At 74.0% G+C, this 21244-nt stretch carries 17 protein-coding genes and 1 pseudogene; 9 read left to right on the forward strand and 9 right to left on the reverse strand.

Annotation, left to right across the window (positions count from 1 at the left end):
- Positions 1-130 precede the first annotated feature (130 nt).
- On the reverse strand, positions 131-1039 hold the full coding sequence (locus tag ABZ370_RS12395) for an N-acetylmuramoyl-L-alanine amidase (protein ID WP_358619459.1): 909 nt from the start codon (positions 1037-1039) through the stop codon (positions 131-133).
- 24 nt (positions 1040-1063) lie between these two features.
- Complete coding sequence (locus ABZ370_RS12400; RefSeq protein ID WP_358619860.1) at positions 1064-1663, reverse strand: class I SAM-dependent methyltransferase; 600 nt, start codon at positions 1661-1663, stop codon at positions 1064-1066.
- Positions 1664-2442: 779 nt separating this feature from the next.
- On the opposite strand from ABZ370_RS12400, the gene ABZ370_RS12405 reads away from it, so the two are divergent.
- Both ABZ370_RS12405 and ABZ370_RS12410 read left to right on the forward strand, forming a co-directional pair.
- A complete protein-coding gene (locus ABZ370_RS12405; protein ID WP_358619461.1) occupies positions 2443-4626 on the forward strand; it encodes an acyl-CoA dehydrogenase in 2184 nt (727 codons plus the stop codon).
- Between the two features lie 126 nt (positions 4627-4752).
- Positions 4753-6219, forward strand: a complete 1467-nt coding sequence (locus ABZ370_RS12410) for an MFS transporter (protein WP_358619463.1) — start codon at positions 4753-4755, stop codon at positions 6217-6219.
- Between the two features lie 23 nt (positions 6220-6242).
- Here ABZ370_RS12410 and ABZ370_RS12415 read toward each other — a convergent pair whose 3' ends face one another.
- Positions 6243-6848, reverse strand: a complete 606-nt coding sequence (locus ABZ370_RS12415; protein WP_358619465.1) for a response regulator transcription factor — start codon at positions 6846-6848, stop codon at positions 6243-6245.
- A complete protein-coding gene (locus ABZ370_RS12420; protein WP_358619466.1) occupies positions 6845-8047 on the reverse strand; it encodes a histidine kinase in 1203 nt (400 codons plus the stop codon). Before ABZ370_RS12420 ends, ABZ370_RS12415 begins: the two co-directional genes overlap by 4 nt.
- Before the next feature lie 348 nt (positions 8048-8395).
- On the opposite strand from ABZ370_RS12420, the gene ABZ370_RS12425 reads away from it, so the two are divergent.
- Genes ABZ370_RS12425 through ABZ370_RS12435 form a run of 3 tightly spaced genes read left to right on the forward strand, consistent with a single transcriptional unit; the run spans position 8396 to position 11307 of the window.
- Positions 8396-9250: a MaoC/PaaZ C-terminal domain-containing protein gene (locus tag ABZ370_RS12425; protein ID WP_358619468.1), complete on the forward strand. Its 855-nt coding sequence runs from the start codon at positions 8396-8398 to the stop codon at positions 9248-9250.
- 33 nt (positions 9251-9283) lie between these two features.
- On the forward strand, positions 9284-10369 hold the full coding sequence (locus ABZ370_RS12430) for a Zn-dependent alcohol dehydrogenase (RefSeq protein ID WP_358619470.1): 1086 nt from the start codon (positions 9284-9286) through the stop codon (positions 10367-10369).
- Complete coding sequence (locus tag ABZ370_RS12435; RefSeq protein WP_358619472.1) at positions 10354-11307, forward strand: 3-oxoacyl-ACP reductase; 954 nt, start codon at positions 10354-10356, stop codon at positions 11305-11307. Before ABZ370_RS12430 ends, ABZ370_RS12435 begins: the two co-directional genes overlap by 16 nt.
- 84 nt (positions 11308-11391) lie before the next feature.
- Here ABZ370_RS12435 and ABZ370_RS12440 read toward each other — a convergent pair whose 3' ends face one another.
- Entirely contained in the window at positions 11392-11559 is a 168-nt protein-coding gene (locus ABZ370_RS12440) for a hypothetical protein (protein WP_358619474.1), read from the reverse strand.
- A 914-nt stretch (positions 11560-12473) separates the two neighbouring features.
- Positions 12474-13499: pseudogene (locus ABZ370_RS12445) on the reverse strand (hypothetical protein); the annotation flags it as partial.
- 206 nt (positions 13500-13705) lie between these two features.
- Between ABZ370_RS12445 and ABZ370_RS12450 the strand changes: the two are divergent.
- From ABZ370_RS12450 to ABZ370_RS12465, 4 genes are all read left to right on the forward strand, one after another.
- The gene (locus ABZ370_RS12450) at positions 13706-14740 is read left to right on the forward strand and encodes an iron-siderophore ABC transporter substrate-binding protein (protein WP_358619476.1); all 1035 of its coding nucleotides are present in this window, start codon (positions 13706-13708) and stop codon (positions 14738-14740) included.
- 90 nt (positions 14741-14830) lie between these two features.
- Positions 14831-15706, forward strand: a complete 876-nt coding sequence (locus ABZ370_RS12455) for a Nif3-like dinuclear metal center hexameric protein (RefSeq protein WP_358619477.1) — start codon at positions 14831-14833, stop codon at positions 15704-15706.
- Positions 15707-15750: 44 nt separating this feature from the next.
- Positions 15751-16494, forward strand: coding sequence for a C4-type zinc ribbon domain-containing protein (locus ABZ370_RS12460; RefSeq protein ID WP_358619862.1), 744 nt, complete (start codon positions 15751-15753; stop codon positions 16492-16494).
- Positions 16495-16498: 4 nt separating this feature from the next.
- Positions 16499-17689, forward strand: coding sequence for a bifunctional RNase H/acid phosphatase (locus ABZ370_RS12465; protein ID WP_358619479.1), 1191 nt, complete (start codon positions 16499-16501; stop codon positions 17687-17689).
- 10 nt (positions 17690-17699) lie between these two features.
- Here ABZ370_RS12465 and eda read toward each other — a convergent pair whose 3' ends face one another.
- The 3 genes from eda to ABZ370_RS12480 all read right to left on the reverse strand — a co-directional run bounded on the left by eda (position 17700) and on the right by ABZ370_RS12480 (position 21215).
- Entirely contained in the window at positions 17700-18335 is a 636-nt protein-coding gene (eda, locus tag ABZ370_RS12470; protein ID WP_358619481.1) for a bifunctional 4-hydroxy-2-oxoglutarate aldolase/2-dehydro-3-deoxy-phosphogluconate aldolase, read from the reverse strand.
- Between the two features lie 323 nt (positions 18336-18658).
- Positions 18659-19456: a peroxide stress protein YaaA gene (gene yaaA, locus ABZ370_RS12475; RefSeq protein ID WP_358619483.1), complete on the reverse strand. Its 798-nt coding sequence runs from the start codon at positions 19454-19456 to the stop codon at positions 18659-18661.
- An 85-nt stretch (positions 19457-19541) separates the two neighbouring features.
- Complete coding sequence (locus ABZ370_RS12480) at positions 19542-21215, reverse strand: alpha-amylase family glycosyl hydrolase (protein WP_358619485.1); 1674 nt, start codon at positions 21213-21215, stop codon at positions 19542-19544.
- Between the last annotated feature and the right edge of the window lie 29 nt (positions 21216-21244).

Here is a 21244-nt window from a genome sequence, read left to right on the forward strand (position 1 = left end):
CGCTGGCCGCCAGGCGCGGTTGGCGCGAAGGCGTCGGGGGTGGACCCATCGTACGGGGGAATCAACCTGATGAGACCGGGGGTAGGGCATCGGTATCCCGGTCGTGACCTCGCGTTCGGTTGTCGGAGACTTACCTGTTCAAGAAGTCCGTAATGCCCTGCGCGATCCCGAGGGCGGCACGCTCACGCCACTTCGGATCGGTCAGTTCCCCGGCGTCTTTGGAGTCGCGCATATTGCCGCACTCGATGAACACTTTCGGAACGGTGGAGAGATTGAGGCCGCCAAGATCTCCGCGCACATTCAACCCGCTGCCGTCGCCGATGTAGTCGGCGGGCGCACTGCCGGTGGCATCCATGAATTCGCTCCGCACCTGTTCGCCGAGTCGGCGGGAGGGCGCTGCGATCTCGGAGGTGTCGGCGCCGCCGCCGCGCACGGACTTGGGCAGGATGACGTGGAAGCCGCGGTCCCCGGCGGGGGCGCCGTCCGCGTGGACGGACACCACGGCGTCGGCGTGCGCGCTGTTCCCGATGCGGGCGCGTTCGTCCACGCACGGCCCGTACGGGCGGTCGTCGTCCTGCGTGAACTTCACGGTCGCGCCGCGCGCTTCGAGGAGGGCGCGGGCGCGGCGGGAGACATCGAGCGTGAAGGACGCCTCGGCGTAGCCGGATTCGGTGGCCGTGCCGGTGGTGTCGCACTCCTTCTCGTTGGTGCCGATGTCGACGCGGCGGGCGATCTCGGACGTGTGATCGCGGTTGTTCGGATTGTGGCCGGGGTCGAGGACGACGACCTTGCCGGTGAGCGGTTTGCCGTCGCTCTTGGGTGAGTCTGAAGGTGATTGCGGGGGCTGAGCGGGCAGCGGCGAGGAGGTCGACGAGACGGTCGGGAGGGAGGAGGCGGGTGTGCCGCCGTCGTCGTCGCCCTGCCCCAGGTTGTCCCACAGCAGCCAGCCGCCGAGGCCGAGGGGCGCCAGGGCGGCCAGGACGAGGGCGAGGGTGCCGCCGCGGCGGCCGGGGGCGGAGAAGAAGCTGCCGTTCGACACGTCGGCGATGGTAGCGGCTGCGGGTCAGACGGGTGGGGTCGTCCCGGTACGGCGCAGTACGCGCAGCGAGCGGGTCGCGGAGACCTCGGTGAACGCGCCGGAGGCGAGGGCGCGGCGGTAGATCCGGTACGGGGCCTGCCCGCCGTCGGCCGGGTCGGGGAACACGTCGTGGATGACGAGGAGCCCGTCGGGCGCGACGTGGGGCGCCCAGCCCTCGTAGTCGGCGGCCGCGTGCTCGTCGGTGTGCCCGCCGTCGATGAAGACGAGCGCCAGTGGCTTTCCCCACACCTCGGCGACCCGAGGGGAGCGCCCGACGGCGGCGATGACGTGGTCTTCGAGCCCCGCGGCGTGCAGGGTGCGGCGGAAGGTGGGCAGCGTGTCCATCCGGCCGACCTCGGGGTCGACGACGTCGGGGTCGTGGTACTCCCAGCCGGGCTGCTGCTCCTCGGAGCCGCGGTGGTGATCCACCGTGATGGCTACGGTGCCCGTTGCGCGGGCGGCGTCGGCGAGGAGGAGGGTGGAGCGGCCGCAGTACGTCCCCACTTCGAGCAGCGGCAGCCCGCCGAGCCGGGCGGCGGCGTCGGCGGCGGCCGCGTAGAGGGCGAGGCCCTCGTCGGTGGGCATGAAGCCCTTGGCTCGCTCGAACGCGTCGAGAACGGCGGTGGCAGGCTGAGTCACGCGCCCATCCTGCCGCATGGGGGGCCGGGCTTCCGCTCCCGGGTGCGGCCCGGCTGGGGCTGTGCGGGGCCGGGGTTTCGCTGCCGGGTGCGGCCCGGTGGCCGGTTTGTGCCCACCCGTTCCGCCCCGCGGAACGATTGCCCACAAACCGGTGGGGTTCGGTGCCCATGAGCTGGCGGGTGCTGGTGTTCACGAACCGGTGGGTCCGGTGCCCGCGAACTGGGCGGGGTGCGGTGCCAACGAACCGGCGGGTGCCCACGAAAACCGGCGGGTGCTGGTGTTCACGAACCGGTGGGTCTGGTGCCCTGAACCGGGCGGGGTGTGGGGCCAGCGAACTGGCGGGTCTGGCGCTCACGAACCGGGCGGGGTTTGGTGCCCACCAAAACCGGCGGGTTCGGTGCCCGCGAACCGGCAAAACCGGGCGGGGGCCGGTGGTCGTGAACCGGCCGGGCCGGGTCGGGGTCTGGGGCGGAGCCCCAGTTTCGGGAAGGGGCGGGGTGGGGGAAATGCCCCGGCACCACAAACCGGCGGCGGGCGCGGTGCCCGCTAAACCGCCAGGGTGTGGTGTCCGTGAACCGGGCGAGACCCAGTGGCCGCGAACCGGCAGAGGTCGGGGTCTGGGGCGGGGCCCCAGGTTCGGGAAGGGGCGGGGTGGGGGAGAGGCCCCGGCGCCGCCCGCCGTAGCTGACCTTCCGTCAGAGGGGAACCGGTTCTAGTATCGCGCCATGGGCATCGCCGTCACGGGAGACCAAGGGGAACTGGCGCGAGCGGTACGGGGGTGGCTGAAGAGGGCCGCGCCGCCCGAGGCGGTGCGGAAGGCGCTCGACGTCGCGCCCGGCGACGGCGGCAGGCCCCCGTACTGGCCAGGGCTGGCCGCCCAAGGCCTGCTCGGGCCGCATCTGCCGGAGGAGCGGGGCGGAGGCGGCGGAGGGCTGACGGACCTCGCCGTCGTCCTGGAGGAGACGGGGCGGGCCGCGCTGCCCGGGCCGTATCTGCCCACCGTGCTGGCCTCCGCCGTACTGCACCGCGCCGGACAGGACGAACTCGTCGCGGGCCTCGCCGACGGCACCCGCACCGCGGCCGTCGCGTTCGGCCCCGGGTCGCTCACCGCCGTACCCGGCCCGGACGGCGAGCTGGTCCTCGACGGCTGCGCACCGCCCGTCCTGGGCGCGGGGGACGCCGACGTGATCGTCCTCGCCGCGGCGATACACCACACGGTGACCATATGGCTGGCCGTGGACCGCGCCGACCTCACCGTCCGCGTCCAGGACAGCGCCGACCCCACCCGCCCGACCGCCGAGGTACGCGCCTCCGCCGTGGCCGTCCCCGAGGGCCGGGTGCTGGACGTCGACCCGGCGCTCGTCACCGACCTGGCGGCCGTCCTGTTCGCCGCCGAGGCGTGCGGCACGGCGGGCTGGGCGCTGGAGACGGCGGTCGGGCACGCCCGGGTGCGGGAGCAGTTCGGGCGGCCGATCGGGCAGTTCCAGGCCGTGAAGCACCTGTGCGCCGACATGCTCGTCCGCGTCGAGCAGGCCCGCGCCCTCACCTGGGACGCGGCCAGGACGCAGGACGAGCCCCCAGCCGTCCGCGGGCTCACCGCCGCGCTCGCCGCCGCCACCGCGCTGGACGCCGCGTACGGCTGCGCCAAGGACTGCGTCCAGATCCTCGGCGGCCTCGGCTTCACCTGGGAACACGACGCCCACCTCCATCTGCGCCGCGCCACCACGGCCCGCGCCCTGCTCGGCACCGGCGCACACCACCGATTACGCGCCGCCCGCCTCGCCGCCACCGGCGCCCGCCGTGAACTGCGGCTCGACCTCCCGCCCGAGGCCGAGACCCACCGCCGCAGCGCCCGCGCCGTCATCGCGACGGCGCGCGGGCTGGACCCGGGCGCCGCCCGGCGCGCCCTCGCGTCCACCGGGTACGCCGCACCGCATCTGCCACCCCCGTACGGCCTCGGCGCGGGCCCCCTGCACCAGCTCGTCATCGAGCGCGAGCTGCGCGAGGCGGGCGTGGTCCTCAGCGATCTGGGCGTCGCCACCTGGGTGGTGCCCTCGCTCATCGCGTACGGCACGGACGCCCAGCGCGAACGCTTCCTGCTGCCGACGCTCCGTGGCGAACTGCGCTGGTGCCAGCTGTTCTCCGAGCCCGACGCGGGCTCCGACCTCGCCGCGCTGCGCACCCGGGCCGAGCGGACGGCGGAGGGCGGGTGGCGGGTCAGCGGGCAGAAGGTGTGGACGTCGGGGGCGCGGACGGCGGACTACGGCATCCTGCTGGCCCGTACGAACCCGGCGGCGCCCAAGCACAAGGGGCTCGGCTACTTCCTGGTCGACATGAAGCGGACCGCCGGAATCACCATCCGCCCCCTGCGCGAGATCACCGGGGAATCCCTCTTCAACGAGGTGTACCTGGACGACGCGCTGCTCCCGCCGGACGCGGTGGTGGGCGAGGCGGACGCGGGCTGGGCGGTCGCCCGGAACACCCTCGGCAACGAACGCGTCCACATGGCCGACCAGCTGACCTTCGACACCGGCCTGGAGGCGCTGATCGCATCCGTTCCGGATACCGGCCCGGAGCGCGAGCGCGTCGGCGGGCTCCTGGCCGAGGCCCACGCCCTCGCCTGCATCGGGCTGCGCACCACGCTGCGTCAGGTGTCCGGGGTGGAGCCGGGCGCGGGCGCGAGTGTCCGCAAGCTCGTCCAGACCGCCCACCAGCAGAAGGTCGCCGAACTCGCCTTGGAGCTGCTGGGACCCGGCGGCGCGGTGCGCGAGGGCGCGGGGGAGCGGGCCCTGCACGGCTTTCTGATGTCACGCTGTCTGACCATCGCGGGCGGTACGACCCAGGTGCAGCTGAACGTCGTCGCGGAACGGCTGCTCGGCCTGCCCCGCGACCCGTCGCCGACCGGATGACGACCGCCTGATGACCGCCTACGACCACCCGACGACCGTCTGCCCCTGGTCCTAGGACCCGCGTCGTCCGCAAATGCGCAGAAATGCGGATGCGTTGGATCGTGGTGCGATGCGAGCATCACCGGCATGTCCACCCCAACTCCCCCTCCGCATGCCATTTCCTCCCCACCCGCCCCCGCGATACGCCCGCCGCGCGCCGCGCCGCCGGTGTGGGCGGTGCTGCTGGCCGCCTGTGCCGGACAGTTCCTGGTGGTCCTCGACGTATCGGTGGTCAACGTCGCCCTGCCGTCCATCCGCACGGACCTGGGGCTCGGCGAGACCGCGCTGCAGTGGGTGGTCAACGCCTACGCGCTGGCCTTCGCCGGATTCCTGCTGCTCGGCGGGCGCGCGGCCGACCTCTTCGGTCGCAAGCGGGTCTTCCTCACCGGGCTCGGTCTGTTCACCGCCGCCAGCCTGGCCGGTGGCGTCGCCCAGCAGCCCTGGCAACTGATCGCGGCCCGCACCCTCCAGGGCCTGGGCGCGGCCGTGCTCTCACCGGCCACGCTCACCATCCTCACCACCGCCTTCCCGCACGGCGCGGCCCGCACCCGCGCCATCGGCACCTGGACGGCGGTCGGCGCGGGCGGGGGAGCGGCGGGCGGGCTGGTCGGCGGGGTGCTCACCGAGTATCTGTCCTGGCGCTGGGTGCTGCTGGTCAACGTGCCGGTGGGCGTGGTGGTGCTGGTGGCCGCGGTGGTGTGGCTGACCGAGGGCCGCACCGGGGCGGTACGACGGCTCGACGTCCCCGGCGCGGTGCTGGTCACGGCGGGCGTCGCGGCGCTCGCGTACGGCATCGTGCAGACCGAGCCGTACGGATGGGGCGCCGCCGCCTCGCTGGGCCCGCTGCTCGCCGGGCTGGCGCTGCTCGCGGTGTTCGTGGCCGTCGAGGCGCGCACCGAGGAACCGCTGATGCCGCTGCGGCTGTTCCGCATCCGGGCGGTCACGGCAGCGAACGCGGTGATGGTGGTGTGCGGCGGCGGCATGTTCGCGATGTGGTACTTCATGTCGCTCTACTTGCAGAACGTGTTGCACTACAGCCCGGTCAAGGCCGGTCTCGCCTTCCTTCCGCACACCTTGTCGATCATCCTCGGCTCGAAGCTCGCGCCCCGGCTGATGACCCGGCTGGACGGAAAGCTGCTGGCGATCGCGGGCGGTTCGCTGGCCGTCGTCGGCTACGCGTGGCAGAGCCGGATGGACGCGGACGGCACCTTCGCCGGTACGGTGCTGGGCCCCGCGATCGTGATGTCCCTCGGGTCCGGGCTGATGATGACCCCGCTCGCCGCCGCCGCGACCTCGGGCGCGGCCCCGTCCGAGGCGGGGTTGGTGTCGGGGCTGGTCAACACCTCGCGGCAGATCGGCGGAGCGCTCGGCCTGACGGTGCTGGCGACGGTCGCGGCCGAGCGGATCACGGCCCGCGGCGGGGGCGGGCCGGAGGCGCTTGCCGCCGGGTACGGCCATGCGTTCGTCGTGGCCACGGGGATCATCGCGGCGGCGGTGGTGCTGATGGCCGTGGCCCTGCCACGCACCCCGGCCGCGACCCGCGCGGACGCCTGAGCAAGACGCCGTCCAGGAACCTGTTACAGCCAGCCGTTCTGGCGGGCCGCCCGGACCGCCTCCATGCGGTTACGGGTCTGGGTCTTGCCGATCGCCGAGGAGAGATAGTTGCGCACGGTGGCGGGGGAGAGGTGCACCTTGGCCGCGATGTCGGCCACCGTCGCGCCGTCCACCGCCGCCGACAGCACATCGCGCTCGCGCTGGGTGAGCGGATTGGGGCCCGCGCTGAGCGCGGCCGCGGCCAGGCCCGGGTCGATCACGCGCTCACCCGCCAGCACCCGGCGGATCGCGACCGCCAACTCCTCCACCGGCCCGTCCTTGACCAGGAACCCGGCGGCCCCCGCCTCCATCGCCCGGCGCAGATAGCCGGGGCGGCCGAAAGTGGTGAGGATCAGCACCTGGCAGTCCGGCAGCGCCTGGCGCAGCGCGGCGGCGGCGTCCAGTCCGCTGCGGCCCGGCAGCTCGATGTCCAGCAGCGCGACATCGGGTCCGGTCTCCAGCGCGCGCGGCACGATCTCGTCGCCGTCGCCGACCTGCGCGACGATCTCGAAGTCCTCTTCCAGGCCGAGCAGTAGAGCCAGCGCGCCCCGCATCATTCCCTGGTCCTCGGCGAGCAGCAGCTTGATCACGCCGTGCGGACCCCCTTGGCCTGCGGGCCTTGCCCGGGCTCCCTCATCTCCATCGAGTCCTCCGTATCCACCGGCAGTTCGGCGACGAGCCGGAAGCCCCGGCGCCCGTCGGGGCCGGACTCCAGCGAGCCGCCCGCCGCGGCCAGCCGCTCGGCCAGCCCCTTGAGGCCCGTCCCGCCGCTGCTGTCCTCGCCCTCGCCCTTGTCGGCCGGACGGGAGCCTACGCTGTGCCCGTTGTCGGTGATCACCAGCCGTACCCGGTCGATGCCACCGCGGATGTCGATCTCGCAGCGGGCCGCCCCGCTGTGCCGCACCACATTGGTGACGCCCTCCCGCACCACCCAGCCCAGCAGCGCTTCCGCCTGGGGCGACAGCGGCGGTCCGGAGCGGTGGACGTTGGCCTCGATACCGGAGGCGTCGAGCACCGAGCGGGCCCGGTCCAGCTCGGTGTCCAGGCTGCCCTCGCGGTAGCCGGTGACGGCCTCGCGGATCTCGGTCAGCGCCTGGCGGCCGACCGCCTCGATGTCCGCGGCCTGGCCCAAAGCGGCCTCCAGATCGCGCGGGGCGAGCCGGCGCACGGCCTCCGCCTTGACCACCACGACCGACATGGTGTGCCCGAGGAGGTCGTGCAGATCGCGGGAGAAGCGCAGCCGCTCCTTCTCCACCGCCGTACGGGCCAGCTCCTGGCGGGTGGCGCGGAGCTGGGCGACGGTCTCGAAGAGGGACAGGACGGCCGCCGTCACCAGACCGGACAGGACGGTGCCGTAGCCGACCGTCAACGAGTCCGAGGGCCCGCCGCGCACACTCGCGATGACCCCGGCGGAACCGGCGAATGTGAGGATGACGGGCCCCAGAAACCTGCGTCCCCGGAGCACGATCCCGGTGGCCAGGGACAGCAGCGGGAAGCACAGCAGCCAGTTCCTGGCGTAGCCGATGCCCAGGGCGAAGGCAACTGCGGCCAGTCCGGCGAGGGCCAGGACTGGGGCCCGGGTGGCGCGGCGCCGTGGGTCGAGGCCGGTGTAGACGGTGGCCACGTAGAACCCCACGAAGGCCGCCAGACCGAGGCCGCCGAGCCAGGGCAGCGGCGTCCCGCCCCCGACGAGGTGCCTCGCGTCGGGGGTGAGCAGGAACAGCCAGGGCAGGAAGGCCCGGCGGCCCGGCGGCTTGAGCCGCTCGATGTCCACAGCAGTGGCGTACATGGGACCGACCTTACGGACGCCGGTATGAGCCGGGCAGATGCGGATGTCCGGGGATGGCCGTGACATTTGTCCCGGGTGCGGTGACGAACGGCCCCGACGGGCGCGTACGAGGGCGTACGTACGCACCGGCCGGGCGTGCGGGGACCGCCGGGCAACCGGAACTGACGCCCTGTCAGCAGTCTTCCCCCTCCAGGGGGATTGGGCTATACAGGTGCCATCGGCTAGAACGCGTTCTAAACGCGGCGCGGCCCTGCCGACCAGTGACGACCCCGGCGCGGCCGACGGTGCGGACGGGCGGGCCGGGGTCTTCCCGCCTCTCCCGTCAAGGCCAAGGAGTGCTGCCGCCCTATGCCCATCGACGCCGCCACGGCCGTCTCGGCCGAGCCCCGGACCACCGCCCTCGCCTGGGGACACAAGGACATCCAGCTCTACCACCTGGGCATCGGCGCCGGAATCCCGGCCACCGACCCCGATGAGCTGCGCTACACCCTGGAGAACCAGCTGCACGTCCTGCCCAGCTTCGCCACCGTCGCGGGCGGCCGCATGGCGCTCGCCGGAGGGCTGAACGGCCCGGGGATCGACGTCGACCTCGCGGCCGTCCTGCACGGCGGCCAGACCGTCGAACTCCACCGGCCGATCCCCGTCGCCGGGGACGCCACCCAGACGTCCCGGGTCGCGGCGGTGTACGACAAGGGCAAGGCCGCGGTCATCGTGCTGCGCACCGAGGCGGCCGACGCGGACGGCCCGCTGTGGACCTGCGACAGCCGTATCTTCGTCCGCGGCGAGGGCGGCTTCGGCGGCGAGCGCGGCCCCTCCGAGCGGCTGGAGACCCCCGCCCGGGAGCCCGACCGCACGGTGGAACGGGCCATCCGGGAGGACCAGGCGCTGCTGTACCGGCTCTCCGGGGACTGGAACCCGTTGCATGCCGACCCCGGGTTCGCCAAGGTCGCCGGGTTCGAGAAGCCGATCCTGCACGGGCTGTGCTCGTACGGCATGGTCCTCAAGGCGGTCGTGGACACCGAGCTGGGCGGCGACGTCGCCCGGGTGCGCTCGTACACCACGCGCTTCGCCGGGGTGGTCTACCCGGGCGAGACGCTGCGCGTCCGGATGTGGCGGGACGAGGGGCGCGTCCAGGTGACGGCGAGCGCCGTCGAGCGGGACGACGCGCCCGTGCTCGGCGACACGGTCGTCGAGCACGTCTGACCTTGCTATCCCACTTATCCAAGAGGAGCCGCTGTGCGCGCAGCCGTACTGCACGAGACGGGACAGGACAAGCTCGAAGTCCTCGACGACATCGAGGCGGTGGGCTTCGGCCCCGGCAAGGTCCGGCTGCGTATCCGGGCCACCGGGCTGTGCCACTCCGACCTCTCCGCGATGGGCGGCGTCCTGCCGCAGCCCGTCCCCTTCGTCCCCGGCCACGAGGGTGCGGGCGAGATCGTGGAGGTCGGCGACGGGGTGACCGGGCTGAGCCCCGGCGACCGGGTGCTGGTGTGCTGGCTGCCCGCGTGCGGCGGCTGTCCGTCCTGCAAACGCGGTCAGTCCCAGCTGTGTCTGTCCGGGTTCATGAACGCCGGAACGCCTAACTTCAAGCGCGCGGGCGACGGCGCCGACCAGGTCTTCGGCATGGCCGGGACCGGGACCTTCGCCGAGGAGGTCGTCCTCCCCGCGCCCTGCGCCGTGCCCATCCCCGACGACGTCCCGTACGACATCGCCGCCCTCATCGGCTGCGGCGTGACCACCGGTCTCGGCGCGGCCCTCAACACGGCGCGGGTGGAGGCCGGTTCGTCGGTCGCCGTCATCGGCTGCGGCGGTGTCGGCATCAGCGTGGTGCAGGGCGCGCGGGCGGCGGGCGCGGCCCATATCGTCGCCGTCGACCCCGTCCCCTCGCGGCGCGAGGCCGCGCTGCGCTTCGGCGCCACCGAGGCCGTCGCCCCGGACGGGCTCGACGACGCCAAGAACAGCGTCACGGCGGGCGAGGGCTTCGACTACGTCTTCGAGGTCGTCGGCAAGTCCGCCACCGCCCGCCGCGCGTACGAGACCACGCGGCGCGGCGGCACGCTGTGCGTCGTCGGGGCAGGCGCGCTGGACGACTTCCTCCAGCTCAGCATGTTCGAGCTGTTCTTCGACGAGAAGCGGATACTGCCGTCCCTGTACGGCGGGGGCGATGTGCTGCGCTCGTACGAACGCACCATCGCGCTGTGGCGGGCGGGCCGCATCGACCTCGCCGGACTCATCACCCACCGGGTGCGGCTCGGCGAGATCAACGACGCGCTCGACCAGATGCGGACGGGGGAGGCGCTGCGCACATGCATCGAGATCTGACGCGTCCCTTGGCGGGCAAGACCGCGATCGTCACCGGCGCCGGGCGCGGGCTCGGCCGCGCCGAGGCGCTGGAGCTGGGCCGCCTGGGCGCCGCCGTCGTCGTCAACGACTACGGGCAGGGCGGCCGCGACGGCTCCGGCGAGGCGTCCCACGGCCCCGCCAAGGAGGTGGCCGAGGAGATCCGTACGGCGGGCGGCCGGGCCACCGCCCACGTGGGCGACGTGGCCGACTTCGACACGGCGCGCGGACTGGTCCGGCTCGCGGTCGACACGTACGGCGCGCTGGACATCCTGGTCAACAACGCGGGCATCCTGCGCGACCGGATGGTCTTCTCGATGTCCGAGGACGAATGGGACTCGGTCATCCGCGTCCACCTCAAGGGCCACTTCAACACCACCCGTTTCGCCGCCGCGCACTGGCGCGAACGCTCCAAAGCCGCCGGGGGCGGGCCGGTGCACGGCCGTGTCGTGAACACCTCGTCCGAGGCCTTCCTCGCCGGATCGCCCGGCCAGCCCAACTACGCGGCCGCCAAGGGCGGCATCGTCGGCCTGACCCTCTCCACGGCGGGCGCGCTCGCCAAGTACGGCGTGACGGCGAACGTCATCTGCCCTCGGGCGCGCACCCGGATGACCGAGGACGTCTTCCCCGACGCCGAGTTCACGGCGGACGGCCGCCCCGACCCGCTGTCCCCGGAACACGTGGCTCCGCTCGTCGGCTACCTCGCCTCCCCGCAGGCGACGGGGGTGAACGGCCAGGTGTTCGTGGTGCACGGGGGCATGGTGGCGATCGTGGAGCGGCCCCGGGTGGCCGCGAAGCTGGACGCGGCGGGGGACGTCTTCGGCTTCGCGGAGCTGGACGGCCTGCTCACGCCGTACTTCGGCGAGCGGCGCGGGGAGGGGTTCGCGGCGGTGGAGGTGCTGAGCCTGAAGCGGGGGTGACGCGGCGGGGTGCGATGTGGCGGGGGTGACGTGGCCCACCCCTCCGAAATGGAGGGGTGGGGGACGCGCTCGCTCCCGATCGCCCTACGAGGCGTTCTCGCTCGGGCGGCGGTGGCGGCCGTGCACCGGAGCCTGCGGCTCCTCGGACGGGGCCTGCTGACCCCGATGCTTGCCCTGGCTTGAGGCGGCATCGGCCTCGGCGGCGGCCTCTTGCGCGCGCGCCTGGGTCATGTCGGTTCGGGCTTCGGACATGTGGGAAGTCACCCCGGTAAGTTCGCTCCGTACTCTGCGCGAGGGGCCCGCCACAACGTCGATACGCGCTGTGCCAACCCGGCTGCGCAGCCCAGCGACCGAGTCTAACCAGGGCGGTGATCGCGGACCCAGCGGGGTGGGCGGGGCTCCGCCGACCTGGCGAGAGGCGCCTGCTGGAGCGGAACGGGCCGTGGGGCGACGACGGTCAGCCCGGAGTCCTGGCCGGTCTCCTGCTCGACCCCGGGCCAGCACCCCGTCCCCACCCACGGCTCCACCCCGGACTCGACGCCCGGATGCGCCCGCGCGCCCGCGTGCGTGGCAACGCCCGCCCCCAAGCCCGAGCCCAGACTCACGCCTGAGCCCGCCCCGGGGCCCGTGCTCACGCGCACACTCAAGCTGGCCCCCGCCCCCAATCCCGCACCCGGGTCCACCCCCGCACCGAAGCCCACACCTGCGCCCCCGCCCGCGCCGGGGCCCGTGCTGGCACCGAAGCCTGTGTCCGCAGCCAAGGGCGCGCCCGCGCCCGGGTCCGTGCCCGCACCCCTGCCCGCGCGTGCGCCCGCGCTCATGCTCGCGCCCGCGCCGGGTCCCCTGCCCGCGCCGTAGCTCGCCCCGGCGATCAAGGTCGTGCCCGCGCCCGGGCCCAAGCTCCTGCCCGCGCCGGGGTCCGGGCTCGCGGCGAAGCCCGCGCCCGTAGCCAAGCTCGCGCCCGGGTGCGCGCTCGCGCCCGCCTGCGTGAGCGCGTCCGCGCTCCTGCCCGCGTGGGTGATCGCGTCCGCGTCCGCGCCGAGCCCGCTCACCTGGCGCCACGGCGTGATCCCGGACACCTCCGCCGGGCGGGCGGCGGGGCGGGGGGCTCGGCGGATCACCCGCTGCCCCGCGGGTGATCCGGCGGACGCCCGGGGGGCGGGCTCCGGCAGCCACACCCGGGCCAGCCCGCACGGCACCTGCCGGGTCGCGTACGGCAGCCACAGCTCACCGTCCCGGCTCCACAGACCGGACCCGGCCAGCCAGCCCTCCGGCGCCGAGAACTGGCGCAACCGCCGCTCGGACGGGCGCCACACGCCCACCCACGGCCGCCCGCCCGCCGCGGTGTCGATGCGGAACGCCACCGCGCACGCCTCCGGTGTCAGCATCTGCCCCGGCTGGATCGCGAAGGGGACGGCCGCCGCCTGGGCGGGCGCGCGCAGGCAGTCCGGGAAGCGGACCGGGAGGGTGCTGCCCAGGAGGCCCCACCCCAGCCGCTCGTCACCGGGCGCGTCGGACCGTACGAGCAGCAGACCGCTGTCGGGGTCGGCGAGCAGCAGCCGGTCGTTGCTGCGCTCGGTGATCTGGAGCAGCGGGCTGGTCTCACCGCCGCGCCCGAGGTCGACGACGATGGTCTTCGTACGGCCCTCCAGCTCGCGGTCGAGGGCGAGCAGCCGCCCCATGCGGTCCAGCCACGCGCCGCCCGTGCAGCGGCCCGGCACCTCGGCCAGGTGCTGGAGCCCGCGGGGGCCGCCGCGGATCAGCCAGACGGAGGTCGACCGCGGGCCGCGCCCCAGGGCGTACGCGCAGGTGCCGCCGGGGGCGGGCGGCAGCAGCGAGACGTCGGCGCGGTCGATGCCGCCGAGCACCCGCTCGCCCGTCCCCGGGCCGGTGGGGTAGAGCAGCGAGAAGGCGTGGTGCCCGGCCACCCGGCGGTGGATCAGCACCTGCCCGTCGGAGAGCGGCAGCACTTCGCTGTCCGGCTCCTCGGGCTGGGCGCCCGGCAGCGGCACGGCGTACGGCTCGGGTCCGTCCAGCGTCCAGCGCTCGGGGAACCAGCAGCCGGTGTCGCCGCTGAGCGCGAGCCGCGCGCCGTACGAACGGTCCGGGGTGATGGTGAAATCCGTGGACCTTTCTCGTGGCCGGGCGCTGGCTCCCGTGGTGAGGGCGGCGTCGATGGCACAGGCGGTCATCGTTCAGTCACCTCCGGCCACTGAACGTAGGTTCCCTACCCCCTTGCGGTGGCCGATAAGGGGTCGGCTCCACCCTTACGTGTGGCCGTTGACCGATTCGCCTGAGAGGTCGCGGATGAATGTGCTGTAAGGAGTCGATCCGGAGTGCGATTAAAGTAAGGCACACCTAAGTGCCTTGTCCCGCCCGCACGACCCTGGAGCACCGGATGTCCGTACACCGCCGCGGCAGCGCCGCCCTCGCCCTCGCCCTGGCCGGCGCCCTCTCCCTCGCCGCCTGCGGCGCGTCCGGCAGCGGCGAGGACGGCGACAAGGGGAAGGGCGGCGGGGGCAAGTCCGTCGCGCAGGGCGGCAAGGACTTCGGCGAGGCCGCCGAGCAGACCGCGAAGCTGGGCACCGACGCGAAGCCCGGCCAGTTCCCGCGCACCATCACCCAGGCCATGGGGAAGACGGAGATCAAGAGCAAGCCGAAGCGGGTCGTGGTGCTCGACGTCGGCGAGCTGGACAACGTCGTCTCGCTCGGGCTAAAGCCGGTCGGCTACGCGCCCTCCGAGGGCGATCAGGCCCTCCCCGGCTACCTCAAGAAGGAGGCCGGGAACCCGAAGAACGTCGGCACCATCAACAACCTCAACCTGGAGGCCATCAACGCCCTCCACCCCGATCTGATCCTCGGCAGCAAGCTGCGCGCCGAGCCGCTGTACGACGAGCTGAAGCAGATCGCCCCGACCGTCTTCTCCATCCGCCCCGGCTTCACCTGGAAGGAGAACTACCGCCTCAACGCGGCGGCCCTGGACCGCACCGCCGCGGCCGAGCGCGAGCTCGACGCGTACGAGGCGAAGGCGGAGAAGCTGGGCGAGGACATCGGCCCGAAGAAGCCGACGGTCACCATGCTGCGCTTCATGCCGGAGTTCACCCGGCTCTACGCCAAGGCGTCCTTCATCGGCACGATCCTCCAGGACGTCGGCCTGCCCCGCCCCAAGAACCAGCAGGTCGAGGACCTGGCCACGGAGATCGGCCCGGAGCGGATCAACGAGGCCGACGCCGACTGGATCTTCACCGGGGTCTACGGCGACGCCAAGGCCACCAAGCGGGACCAGGCGGAGTCCAACCCGCTGTGGAAGAAGCTCAAGGCGGTCAAGGCGGGCCACGCCGAGAACGTCCCGGACGAGACCTGGTACCTGGGCCTCGGCGTCACCGCCGCCGACCGGGTGCTGGACGACCTCCGCGGCTATCTGGCCCGCTGATCCCCCTTCAGGTCGCCCATGGTGCGGCGGTCGCGCTGAGTGAAGGCGGGGGCAAGGCTTCCCGGTGATCTGGGAGGTAGCCTTGCCCCCGTGCCCGCTCTCACCGATGTCCTCGCCGCCCTCGACGCCCTCTGGCCGCCCGAGCGGGCGGAGCAGTGGGACGCCGTCGGAACGGTGTGCGGGGACCCCGATGCCCAGGTCGGTCGTGTCCTGTTCGCCGTCGATCCCGTCCAGGCGGTCGCCGACGAGGCGGTGGCGCTCGGCGCCGATCTGCTGATCACCCACCACCCGCTCTATCTGCGGGGCACGACCACGGTCGCCGCTTCCACCTTCAAGGGGCGGGTGGTGCACACCCTGATCAAGCACGACATCGCGCTGCACGTCGCGCACACCAACGCCGACCGCGCCGACCCCGGCGTCTCCGACGCCCTCGCGGGCGCGCTCGACCTGCGCACCGTCCGCCCGCTGGTGCCGGACCCGGCAGACCCCGCCGGACGCCAGGGGCTCGGCCGGATCTGCGAACTCGACCGCCCCGAGTCGCTGCGCGAGTTCACCGAGCGCGCCGCCGCCCGGCTGCCCGCCACCGCGCAGGGCATCCGCGCCTCGGGCGACCCGGACCGTGCGATCCGTACCGTCGCCGTCTGCGGCGGCTCCGGGGACGGGCTGTTCGCCGAGGCACGGGCGGCCGGAGTCGACGCGTACCTCACCGCCGACCTGCGCCACCACCCGGCCTCCGAGGCCCGCGAACACGGCGGCCTCGCGCTGGTGGACGCCGCGCACTGGGCCACCGAGTGGCCCTGGACCGAGCTGGCCGCGGCGCAGCTCGACGAGATCTCCGACCGGCACGGCTGGGACCTGCGCACGCATGTCTCCCGTAAGGTCACCGACCCCTGGACGGCCCACGCAGCGGCCGCCGCCCCGTTCCGGGCCTTCGCGCCCGACCCCGCCTCGGCCTCACCGGCCTGAGGCCCGCCTCTTCCGTCCCCTACGACCACCCCTGGAGCCCCCCGCTGAACGCCGCGCCCGCAGACCAGATCCGCCTGCTCGACGTCCAGGGCCTCGACGTACGGCTCTCGCAGCTCGCGCACAAGCGCAGGACGCTGCCCGAGCACGCCGAACTCGACACCCTGATCGCCGATCACACCCAGCTGCGCGACCTCCTCGTCGCCTCGCAGACCGAGGAGAGCGACACCGCCCGCGAGCAGAAGAAGGCGGAGCAGGACGTGGACCAGGTGCGCCAGCGCGCCGCCCGCGACCAGAAGCGCCTGGACTCCGGGGCCGTCACCTCGCCCAAGGACCTGGAGAACCTCCAGCACGAGATCGCCTCCCTGGCCCGGCGCCAGAGCGACCTGGAGGATGTCGTCCTGGAGGTCATGGAGCGCCGCGAGGCCGCCCAGGAGCGGGGCACCGAGCTGACCGGCCGGGTGGAGTCCGTCCAGGGCAAGATCACCGACGCCACGGCGCGGCGCGACGCGGCGGCCGAGGGGATCGACGCCGAGATCGCGACCATCACCAAGGAGCGCGCGGTCATCGCCGGGACCATCCCCGCCGACCTGCTCAAGCTGTACGACAAGCTGCGCGAGCAGCAGGGCGGCGTCGGCGCCGCCCGGCTCTACCAGCGGGCCTGCGACGGCTGCCGCCAGGAACTGGCCATCACCGAGCTGCACGAGGTCCGGGCGGCCGCCCCGGACACCGTGGTCCGGTGCGAGAACTGCCACCGCATCCTGATCCGTACGCCCGAGTCGGGGCTGTAGGACGATGACACGGCGCCGCTTCATCATCGAGGCCGACGGCGGCTCCCGGGGCAACCCGGGGCCCGCCGGGTACGGCGCCGTCGTCCTCGACGCGGTGACCGGCGAACCGCTCGCCGAGGTCGCCGAGTACATCGGCACCGCCACCAACAACGTCGCCGAGTACAAGGGCCTGATCGCCGGTCTGCGGGCCGCCCACGCCCTCGACCCGGAGGCGGACGTCCAGGTCCGCATGGACTCCAAGCTGGTCGTCGAGCAGATGTCCGGCCGCTGGAAGATCAAGCACCCGGACATGCGACCGCTCGCCGCCGAGGCCAAGGGGCTGCTGCCGCCCGGCCAGGTGACGTACGGCTGGATTCCGCGCGAGAAGAACAAGCACGCGGACCGGCTCGCCAACGAGGCCATGGACGCGGGCGGCCGGGGCGAGCAGTGGCAGCCCAAGGTGCCGCCGGGCGGCACCCTTGCGACGGCCGCCCCCGAGGCCCCCGCCGACGACGCCCTCGCCGAGCCAGCCACCCCCGACGCTCCGTCGGCCGCGGTGGCCCCCGTCAGGGGCTGGGGCTCCGCCGACCTCGGCGCGCCCACCACGTTCGTCCTGCTCCGGCACGGCGAGACGCCGCTCACCCCGGAGAAGCGCTTCTCCGGCAGCGGCGGCACCGACCCCGGCCTCTCGCCCGTCGGCCACCGTCAGGCCGAACTCGTCGCGGCCTCCCTCGCCGCGCGCGGCACCATCCAGGCCATCGTCACCTCGCCCCTGAAGCGCTGCCGCGAGACCGCCGACGCGGTGGCCGCCCGCCTCGGCCTCGACGTCCGCGTCGACGAGGGGCTGCGCGAGACGGACTTCGGCGCCTGGGAGGGCCTGACCTTCGCCGAGGTGCGCGACCGCCACCCGGACGACCTCGACGCCTGGCTCGCCTCCGCCAAGGCCGCCCCCACGGGCGGCGGCGAATCCTTCGCGACGGTCGCCCGCCGCGTCGCCCTCTCCCGCGACAAGCTGATCGCGCGCCACGCGGGCCGCACGGTGCTCCTCGTCACCCATGTCACCCCGATCAAAACCCTGACCCGCCTGGCCCTCGGCGCCCCGCCGGAGTCCCTCTTCCGCATGGAACTCTCGGCGGCATCCCTGTCGGCGGTGGCCTACTACACCGACGGCAACGCCTCCGTCCGCCTCCTGAACGACACGTCCCACCTGCGGTAGGCGCCCGCCCTTACCGCAGGGCGGCCGCTTCCCGGGCCAGGGACTCCACGCGGGTCCAGTCGCCCGCCGCCACCGCGTCCGCGGGCAGCATCCAGGTGCCGCCCACGCAGCCCACGTTGGGGAGGGCGAGGTAGCCGGGGGCGCGGGTGGCGTTGACGCCGCCGGTGGGGCAGAAGCGGGCGTCCGGGAGCGGGGAGGCGAGGGAGCTGAGGTAGGCCGTACCGCCGGCCGCCTCCGCCGGGAAGAACTTCATCTCGGTCACCCCGCGCTCCAGCAGCGCCACGACCTCCGACGTCGTCGAGACCCCCGGCAGCGACGGAATGCCGGAGTCGCGCATGGCGCCCAGCAGCCGGTCCGTCCACCCCGGGCTGACCAGGAAGCGGGACCCGGCCGCGACGGCGGTGTCCACATGGCCGGGGGTGAGCACCGTGCCCGCGCCGACGACCGCGTCCGGCACCTCGGCCGCGATCGCGCGGATGGCGTCGGCGGCGGCCGGGGTGCGGAAGGTGACCTCGATCGCGGGGAGTCCCCCCGCGACCAGGGCACGGGCCATCGGAACCGCGTCCGCCGCGTCGTCGATGACGACGACGGGGATGACGGGGGCGAGGTCGAGCAGGGAGGGGGAGGGCGCGTTGTCGTCAGTCACGGGACCATTCTGCGGGCGGGTGGCACGACCCGCAACGCACGTTGCGGAGGGTGCAATGACGCGCGCTGCGGGCGGACGGTGGCCGCGCTCTGCGCGGCGCCGCCCGCCGCCGCCGCGGCCGGTCCGGTCCGGCCCGACGCGTACGCTGCGGCATCCCGGCCACCCGCGCCCTTGGCGGGCGTGCGGGGCCCGGCTCCCGTGACGTCGCGGAGGCCCGTCAGCGCGAACGCCGGGGCGGGCGCGTTCCGGCGATCGGGGGCCGGGCCGCGGGCCGCGTTCGCCCGGACGCGCCCCCGACTCCGCGGCTCCGGCCCGGACCAGGGCTAAAGCTCCGTCACCACCACATCCAGGGCCCACGGCCGCCCCGCCCGCTCCGGAGCCTTCGCCTCCACCGCGTACCCGAACCCTCGCAGCGCCTCCACCAGCTCCGCGGGACCCGCTGGTTCGGTCCCGGCAGTCAGGAGGTCGCGCACCATCCGGCCCTTCGTGGCCTTGTTGAAGTGGCTCACCACGGACCGCTTCTCCACGCCGTCCACGATCTTCGACTGGAGCACCCGTACCGTCGCCGTGCGCTCCGCGACCTCCCCCTTCGGCTTCCACGCCGTCGCGTACGCCGCCGACCGCAGGTCCAGGACCAGCCCGGTCCCGGCGGCCTCCGGGAGCGCGGTGGCCATCGGCGTGCGCCAGAAGGCGCCGAGCGCGCCGAGGCCCGGCAGCTTGACGCCCATCGAGCAGCGGTAGGAGGGGATGCGGTCGTCGATCCGTACCGCGCCCCACAGGCCCGAGAAGACCAGCAGCGAGCGTTCGGCGCGGCGCCGGGCAGGGGCGGGGAGGGTGGCGAGGCCGAGCGCGTCGTACAGCACACCGGTGTAGATCTCCCCGGCGGGCCGGGTCCCGGCCGACCGGAGCGCCGCGTTCTTGCCGACCTCGCCGCGCAGCCCCGCGCTCAGCCCCAGCACCTCGGCCGCCTTCGCCTCGTCGCCCGAGCACAGCGTGACCAGCTCGTCCAGGACCCGGGCGCGGGCCTCGCCCAGCCCCGGCAGCGACAGCGATCCCAGGTCCAGCGGGGACCGGGAGCCTCCCGTGGCCTTTCCCTCGGACGGCGGCAGCAGGACGAGCACGGGTTCTCCTCGGAGGCTTCGGCGGCGGTACGGCACGGGGCTGGGGCGGTGCCGATGGCGCCACCCCAGCCCCGCAGCCTACGGCCTACGCGCCCGCTTCCCGCAGCCAGACCGTGGCGTACGGCGCCAACTGGGCACCGGCCGCCGCCTCTGGCCCGCTGCTCAGCACCACCTCGCCCACGGCGGGCAACGGCACGGCCGCCGACGACAGGTTGGTGACGCTGTGCCAGCCCCCGGAGCGGCGGAAGTGCAGCAGCCCGGCGCTCAGCTCCGCGACCGAGCCCAGCCACTCGACGGTCTCATCCCCTCGCAGCTCCCGCCGCAGCCGCAGCGCCTCCCGGTACAGCTCCAGCGTCGAACCGGGCTCCCCGTCCTGCGCCTCGACCGACAGCTCCCCGAACCACTCCGGCTGCGGCAGCCACGCGCCGCCCGCGCCGAACCCGTACGACGGGCCGGTACGGGTCCACGGCAGCGGCACCCGGCAGCCGTCCCGGCCCTTGACCCGGTGGCCGCTGCGCTCCCAGGTCGGGTCCTGGAGCGCGTCCACGGGCAGGTCGGCGACCTCGGGAAGCCCCAGTTCCTCGCCCTGGTAGAGATACGACGAACCGGGCAGGGCCAGCATCAGCAGCGTCGCGGCACGGGCCCGCCGCAGCCCCAGCGCGCGGTCGATCTCCGGGTCCCGGCCGTCCGCCAGCAGCCAGGCGTCCCGCCCCGCGCCCGTCAGATCGTCCGGCAGGGCGAGCCGACTGCGGTGCCGGATCACATCGTGGTTGGACAGCACCCAGGTGGCCGAGGCCCCCGCCTCCCGGGCTGCGGACAGCGCGCCGTCGATGACGGCGTGCAGGGCGGGGGCGGTCAGCGGGGCGTCGAGGAAGTCGAAGTTGAACGCCTGGCCCAGCTCGTCGGCGCGGGCGTACGACACCCGGCGGGAGTTACGCACCCACGCCTCGGCGACCGCGATCCGTGGCGGGTCGTACTCGTCGAACACCCTGCGCCACTCGCGGAAGATCCCGTGCACCTCGTCGCGGTCCCACAGCGGATGGCTGCCGTCCTCGGGCAGGTCCTCCGGCTCGTAGCCGGGCACGTCGCCGATGTCGCGCAGCGGCTCGGCCAGGTCCTTGGCCAGCCCGTGCGCGACGTCCACCCGGAAACCGGCCACGCCCCGGTCGGACCAGAAGCGCAGCGTGGTGAGGAAGTCGGCGCGCACCTCCGGGTGGTCCCAGTTGAGATCGGGCTGCTCGGGGGCGAAGAGATGCAGATACCACTGTCCGTCGGGCAGCCGGGTCCACGCGGGCCCGCCGAAGCACGAGACCCAGTCGGTCGGCGGCCGCTCCCCGCCCGGCCCTCGCCCCTCCCGGAAGACGTACCGCTCGCGGGCCGCATCGCCGGGGCCCGCGCGCAGGGCTTCCCGGAACCACGCGTGGTCGTTCGAGGTGTGGTTGGGGACGATGTCCACCATCACCTTGAGCCCGAGCCGGTCCGCCTCCGCGACCATGCGGTCGAAGTCGTCCAGCGTCCCGAGACGCGGATCGACGTCGCGGTAGTCCGCCACGTCGTAGCCGCCGTCGGCGAGCGCGGACGGATAGAACGGGCTCAGCCAGACGGCGTCGACCCCGAGCCGGGCGAGGTGCGGCAGCCGACTGGTGACCCCGGGCAGATCGCCGATGCCGTCGCCGTCGGAGTCGGCGAAGCTGCGGGGATAGACCTGATAGATGACGGCCTGCCGCCACCAGTCGCTGTTCACGGGGTCTTTGCTCACGCTGTCCTCGCTCATGGTGTCGGCGTTGG

Origin of the sequence: Streptomyces sp. NPDC005962 (assembly GCF_040629205.1) — a bacterium.
Classification (GTDB): domain Bacteria; phylum Actinomycetota; class Actinomycetes; order Streptomycetales; family Streptomycetaceae; genus Streptomyces.

Bases quoted from the DNA above. Each gene is read 5' to 3' on its own strand.
- ABZ370_RS12400 (WP_358619860.1), bottom strand. From the start codon at position 1,663: ATGCCCACCGACGAGGGCCTCGCCCTCTACGCGGCCGCCGCCGACGCC.
- ABZ370_RS12405 (WP_358619461.1), top strand. From the start codon at position 2,443: ATGGGCATCGCCGTCACGGGAGACCAAGGGGAACTGGCGCGAGCGGTA.
- ABZ370_RS12410 (WP_358619463.1), top strand. From the start codon at position 4,753: ATGTCCACCCCAACTCCCCCTCCGCATGCCATTTCCTCCCCACCCGCC.
- ABZ370_RS12420 (WP_358619466.1), bottom strand. From the start codon at position 8,047: ATGTACGCCACTGCTGTGGACATCGAGCGGCTCAAGCCGCCGGGCCGC.
- ABZ370_RS12425 (WP_358619468.1), top strand. From the start codon at position 8,396: ATGCCCATCGACGCCGCCACGGCCGTCTCGGCCGAGCCCCGGACCACC.
- ABZ370_RS12435 (WP_358619472.1), top strand. From the start codon at position 10,354: ATGCATCGAGATCTGACGCGTCCCTTGGCGGGCAAGACCGCGATCGTC.
- ABZ370_RS12440 (WP_358619474.1), bottom strand. From the start codon at position 11,559: ATGTCCGAAGCCCGAACCGACATGACCCAGGCGCGCGCGCAAGAGGCC.
- ABZ370_RS12450 (WP_358619476.1), top strand. From the start codon at position 13,706: ATGTCCGTACACCGCCGCGGCAGCGCCGCCCTCGCCCTCGCCCTGGCC.
- ABZ370_RS12465 (WP_358619479.1), top strand. From the start codon at position 16,499: ATGACACGGCGCCGCTTCATCATCGAGGCCGACGGCGGCTCCCGGGGC.